Consider the following 26,857-nt stretch of genomic DNA (forward strand, 5'->3'; position numbering starts at 1 on the left):
GGCGCACGGCCGGAATCCGCTGTTACTGGCGAGCGATCAGCCCAAGCGCTTGGCGATCGCCGCACCCAGGTCGCCCGGCGAACGGACAGTGGTGATACCGGCAGCTTCCATGGCGGCGAACTTGCCTTCCGCCGTGCCCTTGCCGCCAGACGCGATGGCGCCGGCGTGGCCCATGCGCTTGCCGGCCGGAGCCGAAGCGCCAGCGATGAAGCCGACTACCGGCTTCTTGACGTGCTTGGCGATGTACTCGGCGCCTTCTTCTTCAGCCGAACCACCGATCTCGCCGACCATGATGATGCCTTCGGTCTGCGGATCTTCGTTGAACAGCTTCAAGCAGTCGACGAAGTTCAGGCCGTTGATCGGATCGCCGCCGATGCCGATGCAGGTGCTCTGGCCCAGGCCGACGGCCGTGGTCTGGTGCACCGCTTCATAGGTCAGCGTGCCCGAGCGCGACACGATGCCGATCTTGCCCGGCTTGTGGATGTGGCCCGGCATGATGCCGATCTTGCACTCGCCCGGAGTGATGATGCCGGGGCAGTTGGGACCGATCAGGGTCACGCCCGGGTAACCCTTCAGCGTGTTCTTGACGCGCAGCATGTCCAGCACCGGGATGCCTTCGGTAATCGTCACGATCACCTTGATGCCGGCATCGGCCGCTTCCAGGATGGCATCGGCCGCGAACGGCGGCGGCACGTAGATGACCGAAGCATCGGCGCCGGTGCCTTGGACTGCTTCACGCACGGTGTTGAACACCGGCAGTTCGATATGGGTGGTGCCGCCCTTGCCCGGGGTCACGCCACCGACCACCTGGGTGCCGTATTCCACCATCTGGGTGGCGTGGAAGGTGCCCTGCTGGCCGGTGAAGCCCTGGACGATGACCTTCGTGTTCTTGTTGACCAAAACGCTCATTTGAAAATCCTTAGGCTCTTGTAGGAGCTGCGTAAGCTGCGAACGGAAGTTTCTTCACCCCGGAACGATCCAGGGGTGGAAATACCGCGTCGCGACTCACGTCGCTCTTACAACAATAGGGGTCAAGCGGCGACCGCAGCGACGGCCTTCTTGGCGCCGTCGTTGATGTCGTCTGCCGGGGTAATGGCCAGGCCGGAATCGCGCAGCAGCGCCTTGCCGGCTTCCACGTTGGTGCCTTCCAGGCGCACGATCACCGGCACCTTGACGCCCACGTCCTTGACCGCGGCGATGATGCCTTCGGCGATCATGTCGCAGCGGACGATGCCGCCGAAGATGTTGACGAAGATCGCCTTCACCTTGTCCGAGGACAGGATCAGCTTGAACGCCGTGGTCACGCGCTCCTTGGTGGCGCCGCCGCCGACGTCCAGAAAGTTGGCCGGCTCGCCGCCATTGAGCTTGATGACGTCCATCGTGGCCATAGCCAATCCGGCGCCGTTGACCATGCAGCCGATGTTGCCGTCCATGGTGACGTAGTTGAGGTCGTGCTCGGAAGCCAGCACTTCGGTCTCGTCTTCCTGCGCCTTGTCGCGCATCGCGACCAGGTCCGGATGGCGGAAGCTGGCGTTGTCATCGGAATTGACCTTGCCATCCAGCACGGCCAGGTCGCCGTTGGTGAGGATGGCCAGCGGATTCAGTTCGACCAGAGCCAGGTCTTTTTCGTTGAACAGCTTGTACAGGCCCATCATGATCTTGGTCAGCTGGTTGACCTGCTTGGCGTTCAGGCCCAACTTGAAGCCGATCTCGCGACACTGGTACGGCTGCAGGCCCTGGACGAAATTGACGTCCAACTGGTGAATGAGTTCAGGGGTTTCCGCGGCAACCTTCTCGATTTCCACGCCGCCTTCGCTGGAGGTAATGAAGGTCACGGCCTGGGTGGCGCGGTCGACCAGCACCGACAGGTACAGCTCCTTGGCGATGTCAGTGCCTTCGGAAATCAGCACGGTATCGATGGGCAGGGCCACGCCGGCGGACTGATAGGTCGCCATCTTGGTGCCCAGCATCGCCGCGGCATACTGTTTCACCTCGTCCAGGGTCTTGGCCAGCTTGACGCCGCCGGCTTTACCGCGGCCGCCCGCATGGATCTGGGCCTTGACCACCCAGAGATCGCCCGGGATGGACTTCGCGGCTTCAACCGCTTCTTCCGGCGTGCGCGCGACGCGCCCGGCCGGGACTGCAATGCCATATTCGGCAAACAGTTGTTTTGCCTGGTATTCGTGGAAATTCATGCGTCACCGTGGGTAGGGAACAGAAGTAAAGCAAGCACTTCGCCCGCAGCCGGGCCCGGCAAAACGCCTCCGGGCGGCTCGGGCGAGCCCCCTATTGTGGCCGACCCGGGCGGGTGGCGCAAAACGGGACGCCCGTGGCGCCTTCGGGCCGATAAAGGATGCCTATACTGTCGCCCTCGTTCTGGGGGAAGTACGGGCTTGCGACACGCACAAGCGATCATGGCGCACATCGAGTCGGCTCCGAAGCGCGAGCTCTACTCCTTCGCCTTGTTCCGTGTGCTGGAAGCCGGCCTGCTGGCGGCCTTGCTGTTCAGCCCGCTGATCAGCGTGCTGGGTACAGCGCGTGATCCGGAACTGGCTACCTGGGTCACCATCGCCTACATGGTCTTGGCGCTGGTGCTGTTCTTCTTTGGGCGCAGCGTCCGGTGGCTGACCGCCACGGTGTTCGTCAGCATCTGTATCGATGTCGCGGCGGCGATGCTGATCACCCATGCCCTGCCATCGGCCACCGCCGGCGTCGCCATGATGCTGCTGTTCAACGTGTCGGCCGCTGCATTGCTGATGCCGTCCTGGCGCTGGGTGACGGCGGTAGCGGCGCTGTCCACGGGGGCGCTGTTCGGCGAATTCTTCTGGAGCACCTTCACCGAAACCGGTTATTCCCGGCCGATCGCCGAAGTCATGATGTTCGCCATCGGCTATCTGTCGTTGGCGTATCTGGCTTTCCAGATCGGGCGCCGCGCCCGGTCCAGCGAAGCCTTGGCCGACAAGCGCGGCGTGGAAGTCGCCAACCTGTTCGAAGTCAACGAACTGATCATCCGCCGCATGCGTACCGGCGTACTGGTGGTGGATGCGGATAACCGGATCAAGCTGGCCAACGAAGCCGCCAGCCTGCTGCTGGGCGATGGCTCCGACGGCAGCGATGGCAAGGACGATGGCCAGGGTATTTCGCTGAACGATGCCGCCCCGGAACTGGCGCGCCGGCTGCAGCGCTGGCGCAGCGGCTGGCAGACCGATGAGACCCCGATGCAGCTTTCGCCCGACCAGCCCGAGGTGCAGCCGCGCTTCGCCCGTCTATTGGCCGACAGCGACACTTCGCTGGTCTTCCTGGATGACGCCACCGTGGTTTCACGGCGCGCCGAATCGCTGACGCTGGCCGCGTTGGGCCGGTTTTCCGCCAGCCTGGCGCACGAGATCCGCAACCCTCTGGCCGCCATCAACTACGCGGTGCAGTTGCTGGAAGAGTCACCCAGCATCGTCGACGGCGATCGCCGGCTGCTGCAGATCATCCATCAGCAGTGCCAGCGCACCAATGGTATCGTGGAAAGCGTGCTGGGGCTGGCAAGGCGTGAACGCGCGACTCCCGAACACGTGGAACTCGGCACCTTCGCCCGCCGCTTCGTCGAGGAATACCGGCAGAGCCTGTCCATCGAAACCGATACGCTGGAAGTCATCACCGGCGCGAAGTCCGTACCCGCCCTGATGGATACCCGCCACCTGCAGCAGGTGATGACCGTGCTGGTGCACAACGCACTGAACTATGGCCGCCTGCCGGGTGAGCCGGCCCGGATCCGGATCCGCGTGTTCCAGTCCGACCATCGCCCGATGATCGATGTGATGGATCGCGGCCCGGGCATTCCCGAAGTAGTGGCCGCGCAACTGTTCCGGCCTTTCTTCACCACCTCCGAACACGGCACTGGTTTGGGCCTGTATATCGCCCGCGAACTGTGCCGCGCCAACCAGGCAACGCTGGAATTCGTCCCCGTACCCGGCGGCGGCAGCTGCTTCCGCATCACCTTGCCAGGCCCGCACGCGCTGCTGCCGGCATGAAGGTGTCGCGGCAGGCCGGCATCCTTTCGCATCTACCGGGTAGGAGCGCCGTCCCCGGCGCGAGCTCTTTCCCGCCGCCCGCGCAATACAACAAAAAGCCGAAGCCGTAGATCGAAGCAAGAACTCGCGCCGGGACGGCGCTCCTACATTGATGACCGTGCCTACCATCCATCCAACCGAGCCGTTACACTCACGCAACAGGGGCTGAAGGGGGATTCATGAGCGAAAATCGTAGCGCCCTGATTGTCGATGACGAACGCGATATCCGCGAACTGCTGGTATTGACGCTGGGCCGCATGGGCCTGCGCATCGATACCGCCGCCAACCTCGGCGAAGCCCGCGAACTGCTCGCCCGCAATACCTACGGCCTTTGCTTCACCGATATGCGCCTGCCGGACGGCAACGGCATCGACCTGGTCGGCGAGATCGCCCGCCTGTATCCCAAGACCCCCGTCGCCATGATCACCGCGTTCGGCAATATCGAACTGGCGGTGGAAGCGCTGAAGGCCGGCGCATTCGATTTCGTCAGCAAGCCGGTGGACCTCACCGTATTGCGCGGCCTGGTCAAGCATGCACTGGAGCTCAGCAACGCGGACCGCTCACCGCCTGCCGCGCCACCGCCGGAACAGGCCAGCCGGCTGCTGGGCGGTTCGGCCGCCATGACCACCCTGCGCGAAACCATCGCCAAGGTGTCGCGCAGCCAGGCACCGGTCTACATCCTGGGCGAATCCGGCGTGGGCAAGGAACTGGTTGCCCGCACCATCCACGAACAAGGCGCGCGTGCGGCCGGACCATTCGTTCCCGTCAACTGCGGCGCCATCCCCGCGGAGCTCATGGAAAGCGAGTTCTTCGGCCATAAAAAAGGCAGCTTCACGGGCGCGCATGCCGACAAGCCCGGCCTGTTCCAGGCGGCCAATGGCGGCACCCTGTTCCTGGACGAAGTCGCCGAGTTGCCGCTGCCAATGCAGGTCAAACTGCTGCGCGCCATCCAGGAAAAGTCCGTGCGCCCCGTTGGCGCTTCCGCCGAGACATTGGTCGACGTGCGCATTCTGTCGGCGACCCACAAGGACTTGGGCGAACTGGCCAGCGATGGACGCTTCCGCCACGACCTGTACTACCGCATCAACGTCATCGAACTACGCGTGCCGCCGCTGCGCGAACGCACCGGCGACCTGCCACAGCTGACCGCCGCCATCCTGGATCGCCTGGCCGAACAGCATGGGCGCAACCCGCCCTCGGTTTCACCGGACGCCATGGCGGCACTGGGCCGCTATTCCTTCCCAGGCAACGTGCGCGAGTTGGAGAACATCCTGGAGCGCGCACTCGCCATGGCCGAAGGCCACAGCATCGAAGTCGATGACCTGTACCTGCCGCAAGTCCCGGCGAGCGCCCGCAAATCCGGCAACGACTTCAGCGCCGGCGAAGCGATCCCCGACGCCCCCGGCGCCATCGACATCGACCCCGCCGGCGGAGCCCTGCCCTCCTACATCGAACAGCTGGAACGCGCCGCCATCCAGAAAGCCCTGGAAGAAAATCGCTGGAACAAGACCAAGGCCGCCGCGCAGCTGGGCATTACGTTTCGTGCGTTGCGGTACAAGTTGAAGAAATTGGGGATGGAATAGGCGTAGGTAGGAGCGACGTCTCGCCGCGAGCTCTTCCTGTCAGATTGCGACTCTGTAGAAATCCGCATTTCTGTAGGAGCGCCGTCCCGGCGCGAGCTCTTGCTTCATATCCGATCCTTATCAGCCTAGATTGAACCGCCGTTCCAACCACACCTGTAGGAGCACCAACCAAGGACACAAGCCGTTGCTTTGTCCTTCAACGGTTAAAAACGGAACGCTCGCGGCGGGACGCCGCTCCTACAAACGGCCATCGCCTGCCATCCGCCATTTTCCCGACAGCATCCGTAAGCCTCACCCCTACAAACTGACCCACAAGGTCACAATGTGACGCACCTCGTCAGCCTTGCTATAGCCGGCTTTGCATCGCTTTAAGGCGTCGCCATCAACAAGCTTCCAATTCTGTGATGCACCCCGGAATTGCAAACTTTGGCCGATACACAAAGCTGAAAATTGATGCGATAGTCGCCGCCGACTTCAGCGTCTGGGTCCCCGAAGCATCGGGACAGGGGACCACTAGGGGGCTCTGACAGTTGGCACGCAACATGCTCCAGTTCCTAGGCACGTGCGGCGTAAGCACGGCGCCCACGGTCCATTCCTAGGGGCATGGACGCTCACGTGTCCCTAAACCACCACACCAAATCCTGAAAGGGGAATCGTTATGAAGAAGAACATGCAGGGCTTCACCCTGATCGAATTGATGATCGTCATCGCCATCCTGGGCATCCTGCTGGCCATCGCTATTCCGGCCTATCAGGACTACCTGTCGCGCGCCCGTGCTTCGGAAGGCTTGAACATGGCTGCCCCGGCCAAGCTGGCGGTTGCCGAAACCACCCTGAGCCGTGCGGACCAGTCGTTTCCAAGCGACAACGCGGAAGCAGGTTATTCATTTGGCAGCCCTACCACTTATGTGTCTGACATCGTCATTTCGGACGGCGTCGTCACCGTAACCACCCAGAATACGGGCTGCAAGGGCGGCAACCCAACGTTCGAGCTTACGCCAGACACGAACGGCAGCGCTGTAACCTGGACCTGCACATCGGGCAGCACCTGCGCCCCGGCTTCTTGCCGCTAAGCGTCGAGCTCCGTGGTTTCCAGAACCCGGCGCTTCGCGCCGGGTTTTTTTTTGGATATGAAGAATGCGAACAATCCGGGCATTGCTGCTCCCCTTACTGCTGGCGCTCACCGCACTGGTTTACTGGCCAGGCTTGGCCGGGCCGTTCTTGTTCGATGACAAATCCAACCTGCAGCCCTTGCAAGAATGGGAGTCGGGCAACTCAGATTTGCGTTCGGTCATACTCGGCAATCATTCCGGTCCCGCGGGGCGATCAGTTTCAATGGCGAGCTTCGCCGCCACTACTGCGCTATGGGGCTACACCCCTTGGGGATTCAAGCTGGGCAACCTGCTGATCCATCTTTTCAATGGCGTACTGGTATTTTTGCTATTCCGCGCGATCGCCCGACGCGATCCGGTGATGGGTGCTCATGCCGGCATCGTTCCACTGGTATTGACTGCTATCTGGTTGCTACACCCGCTGTTGGCTAGCACCGTGTTGTATGCCGTGCAGCGCATGACCATGCTAAGTACCCTTTTTACGCTGGCCGCGTTACTTGCTTGGTGGCATGGACGAAGCGCACTGAACGCTGATCGTCAACGCTATGGATGGCTGATGCTGTTTGGCGCGTTCCCGCTACTTACCCTCACCGCTATTCTGGCGAAAGAAAACGGCATCCTTGCCCCCTTGCTGTGCTGCGTGCTGGAGTGGGTCTATTTCCGGCCGGCTGCAAATCAACGTCGGCCGCTGGTCGCCAAGTTGTTCGTCTGGCTGGGCAGCGTAGTCCCTATGGGAATCGCCGCCGTAGCCGTGCTGGCCCGTCCAGAACGAATTCTCGGCGGCTATGCGAACCGTGAGTTCACTCTGACCGAGCGTTTGCTGACGGAATCGCGCGTGCTGTTTGACTACCTCGGCAGCATTTTGCTGCCATGGGGTCCACGGCTAAGCCTCTTTCGCGACGACTATGTCCTCTCCACGGGATTGTTCGCTCCTGTGACGACCGCATTGTCGCTGTTTGGCTGGGCCGTAGTGATCACTGCCGCCATCCTATTGCGGCGGAGTATCCCGGCATTCACTGCAGGTATCGGCATCTTTCTCGTGGGCCATGCACTGGAGTCCAGTATTGTTCCGTTGCTGATCTACTTCGAGCATCGCAATTATCTGCCCATCATCGGCATACTTCTGGCTACTGCAGGCGTGCTGGTATATGTCGGCCAGAAACTATCAGCAAAGATGGATGCCCCACGCATTGTATTCAACATCGGCGTGGGGATGCTCTGCTTGGTCTTGGCAGTTGCGACTCATGCGCGCGCGATGGTGTGGCAGAATCGGGAAACATTGCTGGCATCATCGCTAGCTCACCATCCGGACTCTCGCTGGTTGCGGATGGAAATCGCGCAGTTCGCGATGGAGCAGAAACCACCGGCTACCGCGTTGGCAAAAAATCAATACGAGACCATGCTGTCGCGCCAAGGCGCAGTGGACCAAGAAATCGGCAGGCTGGGCTTATCCGCAATAGATTGCTATGTGGGCGCCAGATTAGATCCGCAGAATGCAGATCGGCTGCTGATGACAACAGCTAAGGTCATGGAACCTGATCTGCTAAAGGCGGTCGATAACCTTTCCCAACTGGTAATTGCCAAGCCATGCGCGGGCTTGTCGCCTGGCGAATTGGCGGCTCGTTTGGTTGCGTGGCTGGATCGCTCACCTGTACAGGAACGCGTTCTATCCAAATGGCGGATTCGGTTTCTGGCCGCTCGTCTGTTCCTGGCGGAAGATGGCCACCGCTCTGAACGAGCCTTGGAACAAGCCCAGATTGCGTGGCGACAAGGTCGTGCGGAGGCACCAGTAGCGGCGATGATCGTGGGACTGCAAATCAACCGCGGCGAATACACCGCCGCCAGCCAACTACTTACCCAACTGGAGAAAAGTGTTCCTGAAACGGACCGCAAAGGAAGGAGCCTTCTAGCCTCATATCGAAATGAATTAGAGCGCAAGCAAACGCAATAGCCCGTACCTGGCAACGAGGCTCGTTGTCACGCTGGGGCAGATTCAGGCGAGCTTGAAACCGAATGCGCCTTATCCAAAACGCTTTCCAACTGCAAGGCGCAATCTTGCCAAGTGGATACGGGCGGCAAATGGCCGATCTTTCTCTGAGCCAGATGGGTAGTGATCCTGCCCGCCAACTGCAAAGGATCACCTGGCGTATAAAGACAATCCTGATGTCGCTGCAGCAAATCCGCTACATCGCCTACCGCGGCAGCTACCACGGGTATACGGCTGGCCAGCATTTCCTGCAGCTTCAAAGGAAAACAATACCGTCCAAAACTTGAATCGCGGTTGCAGACCACGCCAACATCCAAGGCAGAAAACAGCCACGGCATTCGCTCGAACGGCAGCACTCCGAGATTTATGATACGAGGATGCTGATACCGTCCTGGGGTATCGTCCACGGGTCCGGCATGCACCAACCACAGCCGGTCATCGGTGACACAAAGAGAAAGGAAGGCCTCGAAAAGATCGGCGATGCCGCGATCCGCTGTAATCGAACCGGCGGTTCCTATTAACCTGGCATCACCAGGAAGCTGCAGCGACGCGCGGCATTCGGCCTTGTCACGCACCTCGGAGAAATCGCGGCGGACGCCGTTGCTGACCACCTGGACCTTCCCGTTGAGCGCATATTCCGACTCCACATAGGTAGCCAAGGTGCGACTGACTGCGGTAATTCCGCTTGCCTGTCGGCAGGCTCTACGGAATCGCTGAGCCAGCCCAGGAAACTTGGATAGCCCGAAGCTTTCGTAGTTGTCGTAAAGGTCCAGTACGCAAGGTACTTGCCGTTCGCGCGACCAGCGGATCGCCAGAATAGCGTGCAGCATGTCTGAGCTCGCCCAGACGATGTCCGGCCTCCATCCCTCGGTCGCTCCGTCCAGCGCGCGGGCATAGCGAAGCAGTCCCCATGGCAGCGCGTTCTCCGACCACCACCGCATCCCCGGGACAGAACTCCCGCCATGCCACCCTTCGTCTCGACGGCGGTAGCTAAGAGCCACTCCCCGAACCTCATGCCCAAGTGCAGCCAAACCCGCGGGAATCTCGAATAACCGCCCATAGCGATCATCCAACAGATCCTTGCCGGTATATTGGCGTTTAGTCAGTACGAGAATCCGCATGCTTTTCCCTCGTGAACATCCTCACTAGCATAGTGGAGGCCGGGCGGCCTCACTTGCGCCTGCCATCGCCCATTCCGCCTCGACATTTTCCGTCAAACGAATGACGTGCCCCTCGCTCATTGGAAAATCCCGCAGAACTTATGGCCCTCTCAAAAAAGACCTGTCTTTTTCTGAAATAATCGAAAAATGATTCCAGAACCCTCCTTACAGGCCGAACCTTCTGCACCTAGCTCTGCCCATTTACGAGCACTGCAGGCCATCCGTAACCATGAACTCCGCCTGGCCCTTCGTCACTTTCCAAGCCCCCTGAATGAAGGCAAGCGGCGAACAGTACTTGAAATAGGCGCAGGCACGGGACAACAGGCCAACATCATAGAAACCGAAGGCTATCAAGTTTTCGCCATCGACCTGCCCGAAAGCCACTATCGCGCCGTGCGCGTACATGATGTCGTGGAATACGATGGCCGGACCATCCCCTTGTCGGATGGATCTGCAGACATAGTATTCAGTTCAAACGTTCTTGAGCACATTCGGGAAATAGATGACTTTCTGCGGGAGACCTTGCGCGTGATGAGGGCGGACGGCGTAGCGGTCCATATCCTTCCAAGCAGCGCATGCCGACTATGGAGTATTCCCTCCCATTACATTTGGTTGGCCAGACGCGTTTACCAACGCTTGCGAGGGGAAATTCAGAAGGACCGACGGGACGCCGGAGAAGGAATGCCTCGCACGCCTAGCTCGGCGAAAGATTGGTTTGGAACTTTCTTTCCGTTGCGCCATGGCGAACGGGGAAGTACGTTGACGGAGGCCTTCTACTTTTCAAAATACTGGTGGGTCAGGAAATTCGAACAGCGCGGGTTCAAGATCATCAAGGTGGAGCCGAATCATCTCTTCTACACCATGGCCAATGCCTTCAGCGACTCACTTGATCTTACGTCGCGCGCTCAGCTTTCTCGGCTGCTAGGCTCGGCATGCCATATCTATCTACTGCAACGTTCCGATTCAAGGCTTCCATAGCCTGTACGCCCATTCCTGCCACGACGGATGAAATTCTTGAGTACCGAATTGGTGACTGAGCTTAGAAAGATGGGAAACCTGCTCTCCTTGGGCGGCCGCGTTCCTCTTGCGCAAAGCCTGTTGCGTCGTTGCTTCCGGCATGCGCAAGGAGTCATCCGCATCAAGGACTTTGATGGCGACCTCGACCTCGACCTGGATGTGTCAGAGCACATGCAGCGGCGCATCTTCTGGATGGGCTATTACAGTCGGGAGATCGTTGCCCTACTCGATAGGATCGTGCACCGGGGAATGGTTTTCATCGATGTGGGCGCGAATATAGGGGAGATTACCCTGGTGGCGGCAAAGCGCGTGGGCGGTGCCGGACAGGTAATCTCCTTCGAACCAATGGATGCAGTTGCGGACAAGCTTGTGGCTAACATCGGCCGCAACCGGCTGGATCAGGTGACTGTCGTCAGAACTGGATTGGCCGACGCCGTTGGCAGTGCTCCGATCTATGCTTCTTGCGGACAAGGCGCGGACCATGATGAGCATCACGGCTTGGGAAGTCTTTATGGTGGTTCTGCAGGAGAAGTTGCCGTGCAGACCATTCAGATCACGACGCTGGACTCCTTCCTCGCCCTGAATCCCATCAGCAGACTGGACATTGTCAAAATCGACATTGAGGGTGCGGAATTGCCCTGCTTGAAAGGCGCCGTGCAAACGCTCCGCCGATTCAAGCCCTTGCTCATCATCGAAGTTCAAGCGCAATCGTCAACCACGGCAGGCTACCAGCAAGCCGATATTCTTGATTATCTGGCGCCGCTTGGTTACAGATTTCAGTCCATTGGCCGCAGTGGCCGGCTTCGCCCGTTGGGCGCTCGCGACTTGGCAAGCTACCAGAACGTTTTGTGCACACCGACAGACAAGCAATAGGGCGCCATGCGGCATCGAACATGACCACCTGGCTACTGCTTAGTCGTTTGGAACATGGTGGACTTGAGCGAGTGCAGCTCAATCTTGCCAAGACCCTGCATGCCAGAGGCAGTGATATCCGCTTGGTGGCCGGGCAGGTGCGGGTCGATATGCGCCATGAGCTTCCCGACACCTTGCAAGTCGTTGAGATTGCTCGCTCCGGAAGAGCGGCATTTCTTCCCGGATTGGTCAGAGCCCTCCATCGAGACCGACCCGATGTGGTCTTTACGACATCCAACGATGTCGCATGCCTGATGCTGCTTCTGACAATGACAATTTTCAGATCGACCCGCGTGGTCGTCGCCCAGCATCTCTCCTTATCTGGGCCGCGGCTCGGGGCACGGGGATTCAAGCGAGCAAAACTGGAAGTTGTCCGGAGAGCAATGCGGCTGCTCGTAACCAAGGCGGATCACATCGTTGCGGTTTCACAGGCCGTCGCCCGAGACATGAGCCGCGAGCTTTCGCTTCCCGAATCGGCAATTACGGTAATCCACAATCCGATCGTTACCGCTGATTTCACCAATCGCATGCTAGAGGCCGCACAGTGGCCATGGCCGGACCGCAACGATCCGACGATCGTCTTTGTGGGCAGGATATCGGCGGAGAAGCGCCTGGATTTGCTACTGGATAGTTTCCAGGCATTGCTTGGTAAAATCTCCGCCAGGCTGCTCATAGCGGGTACCGGCCCACTACATGGAGACATCCAGCGCAAAGTAGAGGAGAGCAACATGGAACACCGGTGCAAGCTTGTGGGTTTTGTTCATGATCCGCTTCCTCTAATTCATGCGTCCGATGTATTGGTGCTTCCTTCGGATTTCGAAGGATTCGGCAATGTACTTGTAGAGGCTATGGCATGCGGCACGCAGGTCATTGCAACCGACTGCCCCGACGGGCCCGCCGAGATTCTGGAAAATGGAAAATACGGCCAGTTGGTCCCCGTCGGTGACGCAGATGCTTTGACTGCAGCCATCCTTCGTTCGCTTACGCAGGAAGGCAGAGTCCCCGCTGAGCGTTTGCGCGCGCGTGCCAGCGAATTCGGATTGGAGCGGTCGGTCGATGCCTATGAGCGCATCATCTACCGCGACACACCAACCTGAGCGCATCAGGTTTTGGGTTCATCATGACGCCCGGAATGAGAAGAGCGACGCATCGCGATCCTCATCCATAGCAGAGCGGCAAGCAACAGTTCCGTTGCTATCAGTGCCTGAGCTGCGCCCGACAAGCCGGAGATGGGCACCCGCCAAGCCATCAGTGCCCCCATTACACACAGGGCAATCGCTTCAGCAAATATCCGCCAGCGAGTCTCACCCAAGCCCAATAGGATATGGGCCGCAAGGACTCTAAGGCAGTACACCGGCACATAAGCCGCCAGCATGCGCACTGCCACGACGGTCGCGGCGAAATCGGGGCCCAACAACCATAGCACCACACCAGCGCCCCACCAGACGGCGATACCGGCAACGACGCCGTATCCCGCCGATGCCGCTGCCAGTGCAGGGATCATGCGTGGGTGTTCGCTGAATCCATCACCCGCGCGAAAAAGTCTCGGCATCGCGGCGGATATCAGCGCCTCCACAGGAATAGCCGCTACGCTCGCAAAACGTTGAGCGACCGAGTAATTGCCAGCGACACTCGCCCCACCCCAACGCAGCGCAAAGGATTTGTCGAGCGAACTCATCGCGACGCCACCCGCCCATATCGCGGAAAATTCCAAACCGATGCCGACCTCGTGCCGGGACAGGCGGGGGGCGCTCGTGGCCACAATGCTCAGGTCGCGACGGCAACGCAACGTGATGACGGCAGTTGTCACGACGCTCATCATCAGATGCAACCAAACGTAGGTGGACAGACCACCCCCGGGAAAGAACAACAGCAGTTGCAGCACCGCCGTTAATCTGCCAATTGATGTAACGACAGGAACAGCTGCCGCATGCAACACCTTGCCATGCGCGGCGTACGCGAAAGCGACCTGGGTCGTCAGTGGCACAACCATGACTTCCGCCAGACCCAGCGCAATCAACGTCGGCCAATGGACGGAGTTGAACATCAGACCAGCAAGGGCCACATAGAGTGATGTCAGCGGAATTACGCTCCAGACCAGCCCTTTCGACGCCTGGCTCCAGCGATGCTGGAATCGCGTGGCATCACGTGCCACGTCTTGGTACATCTTCAGCCCCAGTCCCATTCCAGAGAATCCGCCGACTGCCAGCGCTAATCCGGCCAAGCCAGAGAACGCACCGTAGCCGCTCGCGCCGAGTGTCCGTGCAAGAAGGATCACCCACGCAAACTGGCTGGCGATCCTTGTGGCGTGCCATACCATCACATACATCGTGTTCCGGGCGAGCCACCCAAATCGCAACTTCATGAGTGCCATGGCGTCATCATTCGCCGCCGCACAATGCATGCAGCTTCATCAATGGCGCACTCCCATCGCTGATCTGAGCAAAGTTGCGTATGCCGCAGCCCGGCTCGACCAGTCGAATGTTTTGATGGCGACGGGCGGCACCGGCGAGTGCTCATGATCCAGCGAAGCGAGAATCGATTCAGCTAACAGCCGTGGGTCACCTGGCGGCACCCTGATCAGACTGCCACTCCCATCCACTTCGCGTGTCGCTGGGAGATCGGAAACCACTACTCTGCAACCACAGCCCAACGCTTCCACCAACACCAATCCCAGGCCCTCTTGATCGCCCGACGCCGCTTGCACAAACGGCGCGACAAAAACCGCGGCACGGCGGTATAACGCGGGTAGTTCCTCCTGCTTGACCGCACCGACAAAGCTGACGTTGGCGCTTACACCAAGAGCTTCCGCCAGGTCCCGGGATGCCGCCTCTTCAGGTCCAAAGCCCACGATGGTAAGCGTGACATCCGGCCTACGCTGGAGGATCGCTGGCATCGCCTGAATTAAATGGCGCAAGCCTTTCTTCTCCACCAAGCGACCAACGAACAGCAGCTCGTTGCTCGCACGCGGCACGTCATGGTCGGGCGTGAATCTGGTCGCCAGATCCACTCCCATCGGGAGTACCGCAACCTTGGACGTGTCAGCGCCGATGTTACGAAGCGTGTCGCGCATTGCGCCGCTGACAACCGTGACCGCAGCGGCGCGCCTGACTACGAACCGCTTCAACCAATCGAGCATGCGTCCCCGCAGCGCGAAAAGGTCAGCGCCATGCGACGTCACGACGTACGGCATGTGTGTTCCAGGTAAGGAGGTGAGGAAAGCGGCAATCAACCCTTGCGGAATCAGCCAATGCGCATGGACGAATTGTATCTTACGAGTCCTCATCAGGCGCCAAGCCCACCAGGCCTGACCTAGTACGAAACCGGGGATCAGTAACAGTTTCCAACGGTCCCGGCGCAGGTTTTCGACGATGCCGCCATCGCTAACCAGCCGCTCCATGCGCCTGGGCGCGTAGCGGTAACGGACAACCGACACGCCATCCATGACCTCTTCGGAAACCGTGCCCGGCGCACTCGGGCATAGCGCCACGACTGTAAAGTGCCTAGTTAGGCGCTTGCTGAGTTCGTGCACAAAACCCGGCTCATGATCCCCCAACCATCTTGGATAGGTGGATGCCAGCACAAGCAAAACGGGCAGGTCCGCCGACATCGCTTTTTCGCCCGGCTGGCTCAAGTATCCCGCCGGTAGTTCAGCGCCGTGATCTGTTCTGAGATCAATCCGATCAAGAAGACGATCACGGAAGCACTGAATAGCAGCGCGCTCATGTTGGTGAACCTGTGCTGCGTAACGAAGGTGTAAAGGTAATAGCCCAGGCCTAACGCAAAGAAGCTTCCGGCCACGGGCACGAAGAGCTTCAACGGCGAATACAGCGTCGCGATCTTGAAGATGATCAGTAGGAAACGCGGACCATCATGGAATATGCGTATATGGCTCTTGCCAATCCGGCGCGCCACGGGGATCGGCTCATACGCCACTGAGTAGGCGCTCCGAAAGAAGGCCATCGTGATGGTGGTAGGGTAGGAAAAACCATTCGGCAGCAGATGCAGGAACTCCCTGAACTTGTCGGCGCGCACAGCCCGAAATCCTGACGTCAGGTCCTTTACCCGCGCCCCCGTTATGCGGCTGGCCAGCCAGTTGTAGAAGCTATTGGCCATGCCCCGGCTCATCCCTGCCTGCCCCTCCCAATCACGTGCGCCTACGACCATGTCGTATCCCTCCGATAGCCGCTCTAGGAGTTTGGGAATGCATTTGGGGTCATGCTGCCCATCGGCGTCCATGAACACAATGACATCGCCTGTGGCGAAACGTGCGCCGCGCTTGATGGCGGCACCATTGCCCATGGAGTACGGCGAGCCGAGCACCTTCGCCCCGAGGTCTGCCGCAATCCGGGCTGTTTCGTCGGTGGAGCCGTCGTCCACAACGATAAGCTCCACGTCCGGCAACAGCGCTTTGATCCCCGCAAGCGTCTTGGACAGCCCACCGGCCTCGTTTTTAGCTGGCAGCACTATGCTGACTTTCATTACCACCCCATCTGATTTCCCCTTTCCAGCTTACTTCATCCTGTGATGGCGCTGCGGTGCCAGAATGCGGCACCGGTGCCGTGTTGCGTCAAGATGTGACGCAGTCCCAAGGCATGATGCTATCGCCTCGTCGCGCTGTCCTGCCATGCAGTAAAGTCTCGACTGGCCCGGTTCTTGCAAGTAGCCCGTGCCACCCCGTAAGCGCAGCACAGGAATTCGCCACTATGAACGCCGTCGTCGCCAGCTCCGTCAATCTGGTTGGAATCACCGGAATCGCCCGTCGCCTGGTGTTGGACGGTGCGATGGACGAGTCCAGCGCCCGTAGCGCCATGGCCAATGCTTCCGAGGCCAAGGTGCCGCTGGCGCAATGGGTGGCCGAGAAGAAGCTGGTCACCGCACCGCAGTTGGCGGCCGCCAACGCCATCGAGTTCGGAATGCCGGTGCTGGACGTGACCGCATTCGATCCAGCTAATAACGCCATCAAGCTGGTCAGTGAAGAGTTGGTCCAGAAGCATCAGGTGCTGCCGCTGTTCAAGCGCGGCAACAAGCTGTTCGTGGGTGTGTCCGACCCGACCAAGACGCATGCGCTGGATGAGGTCAAGTTCCACACCAATCTGACGGTGGAACCGATCCTGGTGGATGAGGATTCGCTGCGCCGGACGCTGGACCAATGGTTGAGTTCGGCCAGCAATCTATCCGGTGCTTTCGGCAGCGACGACGACGAAGGGTTCGACAACCTGGAGGTCGGCACCGACGAAGACATGGCCGGCGGCGACAGCGGCGTGGACGCCAAGGGCGATGACACGCCTGTGGTCAAGTTCGTCAACAAGGTGCTGATCGATGCCATAAAGCGCGGCGCCTCGGATATCCACTTTGAGCCTTACGAAACCGACTACCGTGTACGGCTGCGCATTGATGGCATTTTGAAACAGGTGGCCAAGGCGCCGGTCAAACTAAGCCAGCGCATCGCGGCCCGCCTGAAGGTCATGTCGCAGCTGGACATCGCCGAGAAGCGCGTGCCGCAGGACGGCCGCATCAAGTTGAATCTCAGCAAGACCAAACAGATCGACTTCCGCGTCAGCACCCTGCCCACGCTGTTCGGGGAAAAAGTGGTGCTGCGTATCCTGGACGGCAGCGCGGCCAAGCTAGGTATAGATAAGCTGGGCTATGAGCCTGACCAGCAGGCTTTGTTCGAAGCGGCCATCCAACGGCCCTACGGCATGGTGCTGGTGACCGGCCCTACCGGCTCCGGTAAAACGGTCTCGCTGTACACCGCGCTGGGTATCCTTAACGATGAAGTTCGCAATATTTCCACCGTGGAAGACCCGGTGGAAATCCGCCTGCCCGGCGTCAATCAGGTGCAGCAGAACGTAAAGCGCGGCATGACCTTCGCTGCCGCGCTGCGCAGCTTCCTGCGCCAGGATCCGGACGTGATCATGGTCGGCGAAATCCGCGATCTGGAAACTGCCGAGATTGGTATCAAGGCGGCCCAGACTGGCCACATGGTGCTGTCGACGTTGCACACCAACGACGCCCCCCAGACCATTGCCCGTCTGATGAATATGGGCATTGCCCCGTACAACATCACCAGCTCGGTGACCTTGATCATCGCTCAGCGGCTGGCCAGGCGTCTGTGCAGCCGCTGCAAACGTGCTGTGGAGTTCCCGGCGCATGCGCTGTTGGCGGAAGGCTTCAGTCAGCAGGAAATCGATGCCGGATTTACGGTTTACGAGCCGGTGGGCTGCGACGAGTGCACCGAGGGCTATAAAGGTCGGACAGGCATTTATCAGGTCATGCCGATGAGCGACGAGATCCAGTCCATCGTGCTGGAAGGCGGCAATGCCATGCAGATTGCCGAGGTTGCGCGCAAGGCTGGAATCCGGGATTTGCGTCAATCCGCTCTATTGAAGGTCCGCAACGGGATTACCAGCCTGGCGGAGATTAATCGCGTCACCAAGGACTGAGGGCCAGCCTTCCTAAGGCGGCCCGTCAGCTAGAAGTCGTATCCAGGCGTAGGAGCGCCGTCCCGGCGCGAGCTCTTCCTGCCGGATGGGGATAGAAGGAACAGCTCGCGCCGGGACGGCGCTCCTACATGGACCAATACGCGGCAGGTCCGGTAGATACCGATGCCTTCAGCAGGAGCTGAAGCCGAAAACCCTGCGGGGCGTCACAGCAGGGGTAGTTCCCTTCTGCTGATAACCGGCTACCATGAAGAGAGATGTCCGGCTGGGGAAGCCGGACGGGGGAAAACCGTATGGCCGTCACCCGTTCCGCCGCCAAAAAGTCCGTTGCGCCTGTTCGCGAGAACCCGCTGAACCTGTTTGTCTGGGAAGGCGTGGACAAACGCGGCGTGAAGATGAAGGGCGAGCAGCAGTCCAAGAACGCCAACATGCTGCGCGCCGAGCTGCGCCGCCAGGGCATCACGCCCAATGTGGTCAAGGCCAAGCCCAAGCCTTTGTTCGGTCAGGCGGGCAAACCGGTCACGCCGAAGGAAATCGCCTTTTTCAGCCGTCAGCTGGCCACCATGATGAAGTCCGGCGTCCCGATTGTAGGCGCACTGGAAATCATCGAGGGTGGACAGAAGAACGTCCGCATGAAGAAGCTGATTGAAAGCATTCGCGGCGATATCGAAGGCGGCTCGTCTTTGTCCGAGGCTATCGGCAAGCACCCGGTGCAGTTCGATGAGTTGTACCGCAACCTGGTGCGCGCCGGTGAAAGCGCCGGTGTACTGGATACGGTGCTGGACACCATCGCCAGCTACAAGGAAAACATCGAGACCCTCAAGGGCAAGATCAAGAAGGCGCTGTTCTATCCGGCTGTGGTGATTGCGGTCGCTATCCTGGTCAGCGCCGTACTGCTGATCTTCGTGGTGCCGCAGTTCGAGGCAGTGTTCAAGCAATTCGGCGCTGACCTGCCGGCTTTCACCAAGCTCATCGTCGGCGCTTCGCGCTTCATGGTGTCTTACTGGTACATCCTGCTGTTCGGCGCCTTGGGCGCGATCTTCGGCTTTATCTTCGCCAAGAAACGTTCGTTGGCGTTCCAGCACTTTCTGGACCGGATGATCCTGAAGGTCCCCGTGATCGGCCAGATAATGCACAACTCCTCCATCGCGCGCTTCGCACGCACGCTGGCGGTCACCTTCAAGGCTGGCGTTCCGTTGGTGGAAGCTCTGGAAACCGTTGCTGGCGCCACTGGCAACACCCTGTACGAAAAGGCTGTATTGCGCATCCGCGAGGATGTCTCGGTCGGTTACCCGTTGAACATGTCGATGAAGCAGGTCAACCTGTTCCCGCATATGGTGATCCAGATGACCGCCATTGGTGAAGAAGCCGGCGCACTGGACACCATGTTGTTCAAGGTGGCCGAGTACTACGAGCAGGAAGTCAACAACGCCGTCGACACGCTTTCCAGCCTGATCGAGCCTTTCATCATGATCTTCATCGGCGGCGTGGTGGGGGCAATGGTGGTCGGCATGTACCTGCCTATCTTCAAGCTTGCCGCAACGATGTAAGCTTGCCGAATGGCTTTCCTCGATCAGCATCCCGGACTGGGCTACCCAGTCGTAGCCGGCCTTGGCCTGCTTGTCGGTAGTTTTCTCAATGTTGTGATCCTGCGGTTGCCGCGCCGGTTGGAGTGGCACTGGAAGCGTGATTCGCGAGAGATCCTGGAGTTGCCGGAGATCTATGATCCGCCTCCACCCGGCATTGTGGTGGAGCGGTCACACTGTCCGCATTGCAAGCACACGCTGTCGTGGTTCGAGAACATTCCTCTGATCAGCTGGCTGGCGCTGCGTGGGCGCTGTCGTCATTGCAAGGCGCCGATTTCTGCTCAGTATCCGTTGGTGGAGTTCCTGACGGGCTTGCTGGCGGTCGCGGCGGTCTGGCGCTTCGGTTTCGGGTGGCAGGGTTTTGGCGCCGCGCTGCTGAGCTGCTTTCTGGTGGCGCTGTCTGGAATCGACTTTCGCACGCGATTGCTACCGGACCAGCTGACTCTGCCGTTGATGTGGCTGGGGTTGATCGCCAGCGTGGACAATCTTTATATGCCCGCCAAACCGGCGTTGCTGGGCGCGATTGCCGGCTACACCTCGCTATGGGTGGTGTGGTGGCTGTTCAAGCAGGTGACCGGCAAGGAAGGCATGGGCCATGGCGATTTCAAGCTGCTGGCTGCGATTGGCGCCTGGGTCGGCTTGAAAGGCGTGCTGCCGACGATCCTGTTGTCCTCGGTAGTGGGCGCGGTGATCGGCTCCATCTGGCTGGGGATGAAGGGGCGTGATCGTGCCACCCCGATTCCTTTTGGCCCTTATTTGGCTGTCGCCGGCTGGATTGTGTTCTTCTGGGGCGAAGCGCTGATTGATGGGTATTTGCGGTTTGCCGGATTGAAGTAGGTCTTTAGACCAGAGCTACTCCTTGGCGCATGGATAGGCGACTTGTGGGAGCGACGTGAGTCGCGACCGGAACAATGGACACTCTGGAAAGCGTCGCGACTCACGTCGCTCCCACACGTATGGATGCGGATAGCGCTGGCTTCCCTGCTTGTGGCGAAAAGGGTCTAATCCTCTTATGGCCGATTACTTCATTGGACTGACCGGCGGCATCGCCTCGGGCAAGAGTGCGCTGGAAAAATGCTTCGCCGAGAGAGGCGTTGCGGTTGCCGATGCCGATTTGATTGCTCGCGAGATCGTCGAACCTGGACAGCCTGCCTTCGGCGCCGTCGTGGCGCACTTCGGCAATGAGGTGCTGCAGGCCGACGGCCGTTTGGACCGCGCTAGTTTGCGGGCGCGGGTGTTCCAGAACGACGATGAACGACGTGCGCTGGAAGCGATCCTGCACCCCGCGATTCGGGCGCGATTGCTTGCCATCTGTTCCGACGCGCCGGGTCCGTACGCCATAGCGACCATTCCACTGCTGACTGAGGCGGGTGGGCGAACGGGTTATCCGTGGCTGGATCGCATCCTAGTGGTGGATGTCGCGCCAGATACGCAGAAAGCGCGTCTGATGCTGCGTGATGGTATCGATGCCGCCTTGGCCGACAAGATGATGGCCGCTCAAGCCAGTCGCGCTCAGCGCTTGTCGCTGGCTGACGATGTGGTGGTCAATGACAGCGATATCGCGCACTTGCAGGAAACTGTGGCTGAGCTGGATGGTCGATATCGGGTGCTGGCGGTGGAAGCTGTTGGGAGCGGAGACCTATAGCGCCTGTGGGCGGACTTTCCGGCCGTCAAAAGAGGTCGCGCCGTGGAGTCCCAGGTACATGTGGCGAATATGCTCAGACCTACGCATGCACCGTTCGGAGCAAGAGCTCGCGCCGGGGACGGCGCTCCTACAACAGCAACAACAAGCAAAGCTTTCGGTAGGAGCGGCGTCCCGCCGCGAGCTCTTCTCTTTGTCGCGATCTGACACGAAGAGCTCGCGGCGGGACGCCGCTCCTACCGTATCTCTGGGGTTCTTTGGTCACGTCGGCCAGAGCGCGCGAATAGCGGCGATACCCTGGGCGCCATGTTGTCGAGCTTCGGGGATGTCTTGCGGGCTCAGGCCGCCGATGGCGTAGATGGGGAGCGAAACGTTTTCGCGGAGGCGGGCGAATCCTTCCCAGCCCAGGGGCGAGGCATCGGGATGGGTGGCGGTGGGACGTAGGCTGCCGAGTACGGCGAAATCGCAGCCCAGGGATTCGGCTACCTGGAGATCTTCGGCGGTATGACACGAAGCGGCGACCAGGGCATCTTCTGGCAACGGCCGTTCCGTTATGTCGCGCAACTGGGAAGCGCGCAGCTGCACGCCGGTGTTTAGCTGCCGCGCCAGCTCGATGTCGCCATTGATCAGCACTTCGGCCTTTGCTTCGTGGCAGGCCTGCACGGCGGCGCTGGCCAACGCTTGCCAACGTTCGCCGCTGATACTGCGGGCGCGCACCTGCACGCGGCGAATGCCAGCTGCCAGTGCGGAGCGCAACGCCGCCAACCACGCTGCATCATCTTTGTCCGGTTCTGGGGTTACCAGATAGCGGTCCGAGTGCAGCAGCGCCGCGACTACCGGCCGGTCTGCTGGCGGCATGGTGTAACGGGTCAGTTTGTCGGGCGGGACCCAGGCGAGCGCTTGGCCTTCATGGCCGCGCGGAGTGCCCTTCCAACGGGTCAATCGGCGCACATCCAGGCGCAGGCGCTTGTCCGGATACTGCTGGGGCACGCTGATTACGTGCTCGCCGACTTCGATATCGATGCCCAGTTCTTCCTGCAGCTCGCGCGCCAGTGCGGCTTCCGGCGTCTCGCCGGGTTCGCGCTTGCCACCAGGGAATTCCCAGCACCCGGCCAGGTCGCGGCCCTCGGTACGCCGGGCCAGCAGGATACGGCCGCGGGCGTCGGTGATGACGGCAGCCATGACATGAATGGAGCGAACGGGAGTCAGCATGGCCGAAGCTTGCCGGGAATCAGGTGGGTAACGCAATTACCTGGTCGCGCGATCTGGCATCGAGTCGGGTCATGTAGGAGCGGCGTCTCGGCGGTAGGGACGCTGTCTCGGCGGTAGGAGCGGCGTCTCGCCGCGAGCTCTTCGCTTTTTATCGCGATCTGATGTGAAGAGCTCGCGGCGGGACGCCGCTCCTACATATTTTTCAGTCGGCTGAACCTACGCTCAGCCCAATTGGCCGTGGCAGTGCTTGTACTTCTTGCCGCTGCCGCAGGGGCATGGGTCGTTGCGCCCAACCTTGGGCGAATCGCGATGGACGGTTTGTGGTGGGGACTGCACAAAACCGCCCTGCGCCATTGCCTGCTCGCGCGCGGCTTCCTCGTCTGCACCGTAACCGCCAACGTCCTCATGCTGGAACTGCAGCTGCCTCGCCTGGGCTTCGGCATGTGCACGCTCCTGGGCTTCCAGTGCGGCCACTTCCTCTTCGCTACGGATACGCACGCGCGCCAGGATGGTGATCACTTCGCGCTTCACCTGCTCCAACATGCTGGAGAACAGTTCGAACGCTTCCTTCTTGTATTCCTGCTTAGGCTGCTTCTGCGCATAGCCACGCAGGTGGATGCCCTGGCGCAGATAATCCATGCGCGCCAGATGCTCTTTCCAGCTCTTGTCCAGCACGGTCAGCATGATGTGCTTTTCCAGCGCGCGCATGGTCTCCGCGCCGATCACTTCTTCCTTGGCATTGAAGTACTGCGCCATGGCGTCCTGCACACGCTGTTCGATCGCCTCGGCGTCCAGCTCCTCGGTTTCCTGAGGCCAGCGCGTGACCGGCAGCTCCAGGCCCATTTCCTCGCGCAGTTCGTTTTCCAGGCCAGCCAAATCCCATTGCTCGTCCACCGAGTTGGGCGGAACGAAGCGATTCACCAACTCCTCGACCACATCGCCTCGGATGCCGTCGATGTTCTCCTTGACCGAGTCGGCTTCCAGCAGTTCGTCGCGCTGGGCGTAGATGACTTTGCGCTGGTCGTTGTTGACGTCGTCGAAGTCGAGCAGATTCTTGCGGATATCGAAGTTATGCGCTTCCACCTTGCGCTGCGCCTTCTCGATCTGCCGGCTGACCAGCTTGTCCTCGATGACGTCGTCTTCCTTCATGCCGATCAGCTTCATCGCCTTCTGCACCCAGTCGGATGCAAAGATGCGCATGAGGTTGTCTTCCAGCGACAGGTAGAAGCGGGACGAACCCGGGTCGCCCTGGCGGCCGGAGCGGCCACGCAGCTGGTTGTCGATACGACGGGATTCATGGCGCTCGGTGCCGACGATGTGCAGGCCGCCGGCGGCTTTTACTTCATCGTGGCGCTTCTGCCATTCGCGCTTGATGCGCAGGCGATCGGCGTCGGTGGCCTCTTCGGGCAGTTGCTCCAGTTCGGCTTCCAGCGAACCGCCCAGCACGATGTCGGTGCCGCGACCTGCCATGTTGGTGGCGATGGTGACCGCCTTGGGCCGGCCGGCCTGTGCGACGATCTGCGCTTCGCGTTCGTGCTGCTTGGCGTTGAGCACCTCGTGCGGCACGCCGGCCTTGCGCAGGTGTTCGGACAGCAGCTCAGATGTCTCGATGGACGTGGTGCCCACCAGCACCGGCTGGCCGCGCGCGTAGCAATCCTCGATGTCGGCCAGCACGGCGTTGAACTTGCCGGTGCGGTTGAGAAACACCTGGTCCGACGAGTCTTTGCGCACGGTAGGGCGATGGGTGGGAATGACCACCACTTCCAGCCCATAGATGCTCTGGAATTCGTAGGCTTCCGTGTCGGCCGTACCGGTCATGCCGGACAGCTTCTTGTACATGCGGAACAGGTTCTGGAAAGTGATGCTGGCCAGCGTCTGGTTCTCGCGCTGGACCGGCACGCCTTCCTTCGCTTCCACGGCCTGGTGCAGGCCATCGGACCAGCGTCGACCCACCAGCGTGCGACCGGTGAATTCGTCAACGATCACCACTTCGCCATCGCGCACGATGTAGTCCACATCCCGCTGATAGATGGCGTGCGCGCGCAGGGCGGCATTGAGGTGGTGCACGACCGACAAATTAGTCGCGCCGTACAGGCTGTCTTCTTCGTCTTTCAGGATGCCGGCTTGGCGCAGCAGTTCTTCGGCGTGCTCCATGCCCGCTTCGGACAGGTGCACCTGCTTGCCTTTCTCGTCGACCCAGTAGTCGCCTTCGCCATCCTCGGCTTCCTGCTTGATCAGCGAGGGCACGATGCGGTTGACGCGGATGTACAGCTCCGGGGATTCGTCGGCTGGGCCGGAGATGATCAGCGGGGTGCGCGCCTCGTCGATCAGGATGGAGTCCACTTCGTCGACGATGGCGTAGTGCAGACCGCGCTGATAGCGGTCCTGCTGGGCCATGGCCATGTTGTCGCGCAGGTAGTCGAAGCCGAATTCGTTGTTGGTGCCGTAGGTGATGTCGGCGGCGTAAGCAGCATGCTTGTCGCTATGCGGCATGCCCGGATAAACCACGCCTACCGTGAGGCCCAGCCAGCTGTACAACTTGCCCATCCAGGCAGCGTCACGGCGCGCCAGGTAGTCGTTGACGGTCACGACATGCACGCCCTTGCCTTCCAGCGCATTGAGGTAGACCGGCAGCGTACCGACCAGGGTCTTGCCTTCACCCGTACGCATCTCGGCGATCTTGCCCAGGTGCAGCACCATGCCGCCGATCAACTGGACGTCGTAGTGGCGCATACCCAGCACGCGGCGCGAGGCTTCACGGCATACCGCAAAGGCTTCCGGCAGAATCTTGTCCAGCGATTCGCCGTCACGGATGCGTTGCTGGAACTCGGGAGTCTTGGCCTTGAGCGCGTCGTCGGAGAGCTTTTCCATCTCCGATTCCAGCGCATTGATTTTGCCGACGCTGCGCTGGAGCTGTTTCAGCAGGCGTTCGTTGCGGCTGCCAAAGACACGGGTAAGCAAGTTGTTGATCATGTAAGGAACCGAATGGGAAAGGAGCGCCCAGGGCGAATCGCGGCGAAGACCACGGCGCCCAAAACGAAACAGGGCGCAATGCGCCCTGTTGGCAACGTCGTATTGTAGCTTGGGGCGGCGCCCCGGGGGATCAAGTGGGCGGGACTCGCCTGCCAACACCATCCGAGTAGGGAAGCGCTACCTCAAGCGGCGGGTCGAGACCCGCCCTACGTCAACCCCGCTGGACTTTGCCTACCGGGGTTGGGCCGTCGCCCAGGAACTTGCGCGGATTGACCACCCGGCCGTTTTCCCAGACTTCGAAGTGCACGTGCGCACCCGTGGAACGGCCAGTGGAACCGGCCTTGGCCACCACGGTACCCACCCGGATCAGATCGCCGGCTTTCACCATCAATCGTGAGTTGTGCGCATAACGGGTGATGTAGCCATTGCCGTGATCCACATCCACCACGTTGCCGTAGCCGCCCTTGACCCCGGCGAAGCTGACGACGCCATCGGCAACCGCCAGGACCGGATCGCCGACGTTGGCCTTGAAATCGATGCCCTTGTGATACTGGCCGCCGCCGCCGAACGGATCGGCACGGCCGCCGAAGCCAGAAGTGATATAGCTGTTGGCGATCGGCATGCGCGAAGGCGTGGCGTTCTTGTCCAGCTCACGGTTGAACAGCAACGCCTCCAGCACGGATAGCTGCTGACCGGAAGCGGCGAACTGGCGTTCCAGCTGATCCACGCCGTCCTTCAGTTCGGCCGGCCGCATGTCATAAGCGACATCGTTGCCGCCGACACCCACGGGTTCGTTGAAATCGAACTCGCCATCCTGCAGCTGGCCGACCCGGGTCAGGCGCTCGCCCAAGGCGTTCAGCCGATTGGCTTGCGCCTGCAGCTCGCCCAGCCGCGCCGCCATGGCATTGATCTCTTGCTGGGCACCACGACGCACTTGATCCAGTTCCGCCTGCTGCTGCTCCGCATTGGCCTGCAGCAAGGACACCTGCGCCATTCCCATCGCGCTACGGCCCGCCATACCGACTACAAGGCCGGTGGCAAGAAGAAAACCTGCGCTGAGGAAAGGACGTGAATGGAAAAAGTAACTTGTCCGATGATGGGCATTGGTCAGCGAATGGGCCAACCTATTGCGTGAATTGTTTACGATGGTCTGAAAGGTCATAAATACCG

At 60.5% G+C, this 26,857-nt stretch carries 20 protein-coding genes; 11 read left to right on the forward strand and 9 right to left on the reverse strand.

Annotation, left to right across the window (positions count from 1 at the left end; all coding sequences use genetic code 11):
- Positions 1 to 36: 36 nt before the first annotated feature.
- Positions 37 to 909, reverse strand: coding sequence for a succinate--CoA ligase subunit alpha (gene sucD, locus AADW18_RS15590; protein ID WP_337344319.1), 873 nt, complete (start codon positions 907 to 909; stop codon positions 37 to 39).
- A 122-nt stretch (positions 910 to 1,031) separates the two neighbouring features.
- Positions 1,032 to 2,195 (reverse strand): ADP-forming succinate--CoA ligase subunit beta, encoded by a 1,164-nt coding sequence (gene sucC / locus AADW18_RS15595; RefSeq protein WP_337344320.1) that lies wholly within the window; start codon positions 2,193 to 2,195, stop codon positions 1,032 to 1,034.
- A gap of 198 nt (positions 2,196 to 2,393) precedes the next feature.
- Between sucC and AADW18_RS15600 the strand changes: the two genes are divergently transcribed.
- The 4 genes from AADW18_RS15600 to AADW18_RS15615 all read left to right on the forward strand — a co-directional run bounded on the left by AADW18_RS15600 (position 2,394) and on the right by AADW18_RS15615 (position 8,706).
- Positions 2,394 to 4,022: an ATP-binding protein gene (locus AADW18_RS15600; protein ID WP_337344321.1), complete on the forward strand. Its 1,629-nt coding sequence runs from the start codon at positions 2,394 to 2,396 to the stop codon at positions 4,020 to 4,022.
- Between the two features lie 218 nt (positions 4,023 to 4,240).
- On the forward strand, positions 4,241 to 5,644 hold the full coding sequence (locus AADW18_RS15605) for a sigma-54 dependent transcriptional regulator (protein ID WP_337344322.1): 1,404 nt from the start codon (positions 4,241 to 4,243) through the stop codon (positions 5,642 to 5,644).
- A 658-nt stretch (positions 5,645 to 6,302) separates the two neighbouring features.
- A complete protein-coding gene (locus tag AADW18_RS15610) occupies positions 6,303 to 6,716 on the forward strand; it encodes a pilin (protein WP_337344323.1) in 414 nt (137 codons plus the stop codon).
- A 64-nt stretch (positions 6,717 to 6,780) separates the two neighbouring features.
- Complete coding sequence (locus AADW18_RS15615; RefSeq protein ID WP_337344324.1) at positions 6,781 to 8,706, forward strand: hypothetical protein; 1,926 nt, start codon at positions 6,781 to 6,783, stop codon at positions 8,704 to 8,706.
- A gap of 26 nt (positions 8,707 to 8,732) precedes the next feature.
- Here the strand turns inward: AADW18_RS15615 and AADW18_RS15620 are convergent, their stop codons facing one another.
- Positions 8,733 to 9,863, reverse strand: coding sequence for a glycosyltransferase family 4 protein (locus AADW18_RS15620; RefSeq protein WP_337344325.1), 1,131 nt, complete (start codon positions 9,861 to 9,863; stop codon positions 8,733 to 8,735).
- Positions 9,864 to 10,049: 186 nt separating this feature from the next.
- Here AADW18_RS15620 and AADW18_RS15625 point away from each other — a divergent pair, with 186 nt between their 5' ends.
- The 3 genes from AADW18_RS15625 to AADW18_RS15635 are packed head-to-tail and all read left to right on the forward strand — an operon-like array spanning position 10,050 to position 12,928.
- Entirely contained in the window at positions 10,050 to 10,880 is an 831-nt protein-coding gene (locus tag AADW18_RS15625; RefSeq protein WP_337344326.1) for a class I SAM-dependent methyltransferase, read from the forward strand.
- A gap of 36 nt (positions 10,881 to 10,916) precedes the next feature.
- Positions 10,917 to 11,792 (forward strand): FkbM family methyltransferase, encoded by an 876-nt coding sequence (locus tag AADW18_RS15630; protein ID WP_337344327.1) that lies wholly within the window; start codon positions 10,917 to 10,919, stop codon positions 11,790 to 11,792.
- 20 nt (positions 11,793 to 11,812) lie between these two features.
- Positions 11,813 to 12,928 carry a glycosyltransferase gene (locus tag AADW18_RS15635; protein ID WP_337344328.1) on the forward strand — a complete coding sequence of 372 codons (1,116 nt, stop codon included), beginning with the start codon at positions 11,813 to 11,815 and terminating at the stop codon, positions 12,926 to 12,928.
- A 5-nt stretch (positions 12,929 to 12,933) separates the two neighbouring features.
- On the opposite strand, the gene AADW18_RS15640 is transcribed toward AADW18_RS15635, so the two are convergent.
- The 3 genes from AADW18_RS15640 to AADW18_RS15650 are packed head-to-tail and all read right to left on the reverse strand — an operon-like array spanning position 12,934 to position 16,313.
- The gene (locus tag AADW18_RS15640; RefSeq protein ID WP_346842732.1) at positions 12,934 to 14,235 is read right to left on the reverse strand and encodes a lipopolysaccharide biosynthesis protein; all 1,302 of its coding nucleotides are present in this window, start codon (positions 14,233 to 14,235) and stop codon (positions 12,934 to 12,936) included.
- A 9-nt stretch (positions 14,236 to 14,244) separates the two neighbouring features.
- Positions 14,245 to 15,465, reverse strand: coding sequence for a glycosyltransferase (locus tag AADW18_RS15645; protein ID WP_337344330.1), 1,221 nt, complete (start codon positions 15,463 to 15,465; stop codon positions 14,245 to 14,247).
- Positions 15,462 to 16,313, reverse strand: coding sequence for a glycosyltransferase family 2 protein (locus tag AADW18_RS15650; protein ID WP_337344331.1), 852 nt, complete (start codon positions 16,311 to 16,313; stop codon positions 15,462 to 15,464). Before AADW18_RS15650 ends, AADW18_RS15645 begins: the two co-directional genes overlap by 4 nt.
- 224 nt (positions 16,314 to 16,537) lie before the next feature.
- Between AADW18_RS15650 and pilB the strand changes: the two genes are divergently transcribed.
- The 4 genes from pilB (at position 16,538) to coaE (ending at position 21,505) form a co-directional block, all read left to right on the forward strand.
- Positions 16,538 to 18,277, forward strand: a complete 1,740-nt coding sequence (gene pilB / locus AADW18_RS15655; RefSeq protein WP_337344332.1) for a type IV-A pilus assembly ATPase PilB — start codon at positions 16,538 to 16,540, stop codon at positions 18,275 to 18,277.
- A gap of 290 nt (positions 18,278 to 18,567) precedes the next feature.
- Positions 18,568 to 19,824 carry a type II secretion system F family protein gene (locus tag AADW18_RS15660; RefSeq protein ID WP_337344333.1) on the forward strand — a complete coding sequence of 419 codons (1,257 nt, stop codon included), beginning with the start codon at positions 18,568 to 18,570 and terminating at the stop codon, positions 19,822 to 19,824.
- Between the two features lie 9 nt (positions 19,825 to 19,833).
- Positions 19,834 to 20,697: an A24 family peptidase gene (locus tag AADW18_RS15665; protein WP_337344334.1), complete on the forward strand. Its 864-nt coding sequence runs from the start codon at positions 19,834 to 19,836 to the stop codon at positions 20,695 to 20,697.
- Positions 20,698 to 20,872: 175 nt separating this feature from the next.
- Positions 20,873 to 21,505: a dephospho-CoA kinase gene (gene coaE / locus AADW18_RS15670; protein WP_337344335.1), complete on the forward strand. Its 633-nt coding sequence runs from the start codon at positions 20,873 to 20,875 to the stop codon at positions 21,503 to 21,505.
- 258 nt (positions 21,506 to 21,763) lie between these two features.
- On the opposite strand, the gene AADW18_RS15675 is transcribed toward coaE, so the two are convergent.
- From AADW18_RS15675 to AADW18_RS15685, 3 genes are all read right to left on the reverse strand, one after another.
- On the reverse strand, positions 21,764 to 22,714 hold the full coding sequence (locus tag AADW18_RS15675; protein ID WP_337344336.1) for a Nudix family hydrolase: 951 nt from the start codon (positions 22,712 to 22,714) through the stop codon (positions 21,764 to 21,766).
- A gap of 222 nt (positions 22,715 to 22,936) precedes the next feature.
- Positions 22,937 to 25,687 (reverse strand): preprotein translocase subunit SecA, encoded by a 2,751-nt coding sequence (secA, locus tag AADW18_RS15680; protein ID WP_337344337.1) that lies wholly within the window; start codon positions 25,685 to 25,687, stop codon positions 22,937 to 22,939.
- 211 nt (positions 25,688 to 25,898) lie between these two features.
- Positions 25,899 to 26,849, reverse strand: coding sequence for a M23 family metallopeptidase (locus AADW18_RS15685; RefSeq protein WP_337344338.1), 951 nt, complete (start codon positions 26,847 to 26,849; stop codon positions 25,899 to 25,901).
- Between the last annotated feature and the right edge of the window lie 8 nt (positions 26,850 to 26,857).

This window comes from Pseudoxanthomonas sp. CCNWLY206-1 (assembly GCF_039710385.1).
GTDB lineage: Bacteria > Pseudomonadota > Gammaproteobacteria > Xanthomonadales > Xanthomonadaceae > Pseudoxanthomonas_A.

Excerpts from the sequence above, each read along its gene's own strand:
- AADW18_RS15640 (WP_346842732.1), bottom strand. The coding sequence starts at position 14,235 with ATGCATTGTGCGGCGGCGAATGATGACGCCATGGCACTCATGAAGTTG.
- AADW18_RS15675 (WP_337344336.1), bottom strand. The coding sequence starts at position 22,714 with ATGCTGACTCCCGTTCGCTCCATTCATGTCATGGCTGCCGTCATCACC.
- AADW18_RS15615 (WP_337344324.1), top strand. The coding sequence starts at position 6,781 with ATGCGAACAATCCGGGCATTGCTGCTCCCCTTACTGCTGGCGCTCACC.
- sucD (WP_337344319.1), bottom strand. The coding sequence starts at position 909 with ATGAGCGTTTTGGTCAACAAGAACACGAAGGTCATCGTCCAGGGCTTC.
- AADW18_RS15665 (WP_337344334.1), top strand. The coding sequence starts at position 19,834 with ATGGCTTTCCTCGATCAGCATCCCGGACTGGGCTACCCAGTCGTAGCC.
- pilB (WP_337344332.1), top strand. The coding sequence starts at position 16,538 with ATGAACGCCGTCGTCGCCAGCTCCGTCAATCTGGTTGGAATCACCGGA.
- coaE (WP_337344335.1), top strand. The coding sequence starts at position 20,873 with ATGGCCGATTACTTCATTGGACTGACCGGCGGCATCGCCTCGGGCAAG.
- sucC (WP_337344320.1), bottom strand. The coding sequence starts at position 2,195 with ATGAATTTCCACGAATACCAGGCAAAACAACTGTTTGCCGAATATGGC.
- AADW18_RS15660 (WP_337344333.1), top strand. The coding sequence starts at position 18,568 with ATGGCCGTCACCCGTTCCGCCGCCAAAAAGTCCGTTGCGCCTGTTCGC.
- AADW18_RS15620 (WP_337344325.1), bottom strand. The coding sequence starts at position 9,863 with ATGCGGATTCTCGTACTGACTAAACGCCAATATACCGGCAAGGATCTG.
- secA (WP_337344337.1), bottom strand. The coding sequence starts at position 25,687 with ATGATCAACAACTTGCTTACCCGTGTCTTTGGCAGCCGCAACGAACGC.
- AADW18_RS15625 (WP_337344326.1), top strand. The coding sequence starts at position 10,050 with ATGATTCCAGAACCCTCCTTACAGGCCGAACCTTCTGCACCTAGCTCT.
- AADW18_RS15635 (WP_337344328.1), top strand. The coding sequence starts at position 11,813 with ATGACCACCTGGCTACTGCTTAGTCGTTTGGAACATGGTGGACTTGAG.
- AADW18_RS15685 (WP_337344338.1), bottom strand. The coding sequence starts at position 26,849 with ATGACCTTTCAGACCATCGTAAACAATTCACGCAATAGGTTGGCCCAT.
- AADW18_RS15605 (WP_337344322.1), top strand. The coding sequence starts at position 4,241 with ATGAGCGAAAATCGTAGCGCCCTGATTGTCGATGACGAACGCGATATC.
- AADW18_RS15610 (WP_337344323.1), top strand. The coding sequence starts at position 6,303 with ATGAAGAAGAACATGCAGGGCTTCACCCTGATCGAATTGATGATCGTC.
- AADW18_RS15650 (WP_337344331.1), bottom strand. The coding sequence starts at position 16,313 with ATGAAAGTCAGCATAGTGCTGCCAGCTAAAAACGAGGCCGGTGGGCTG.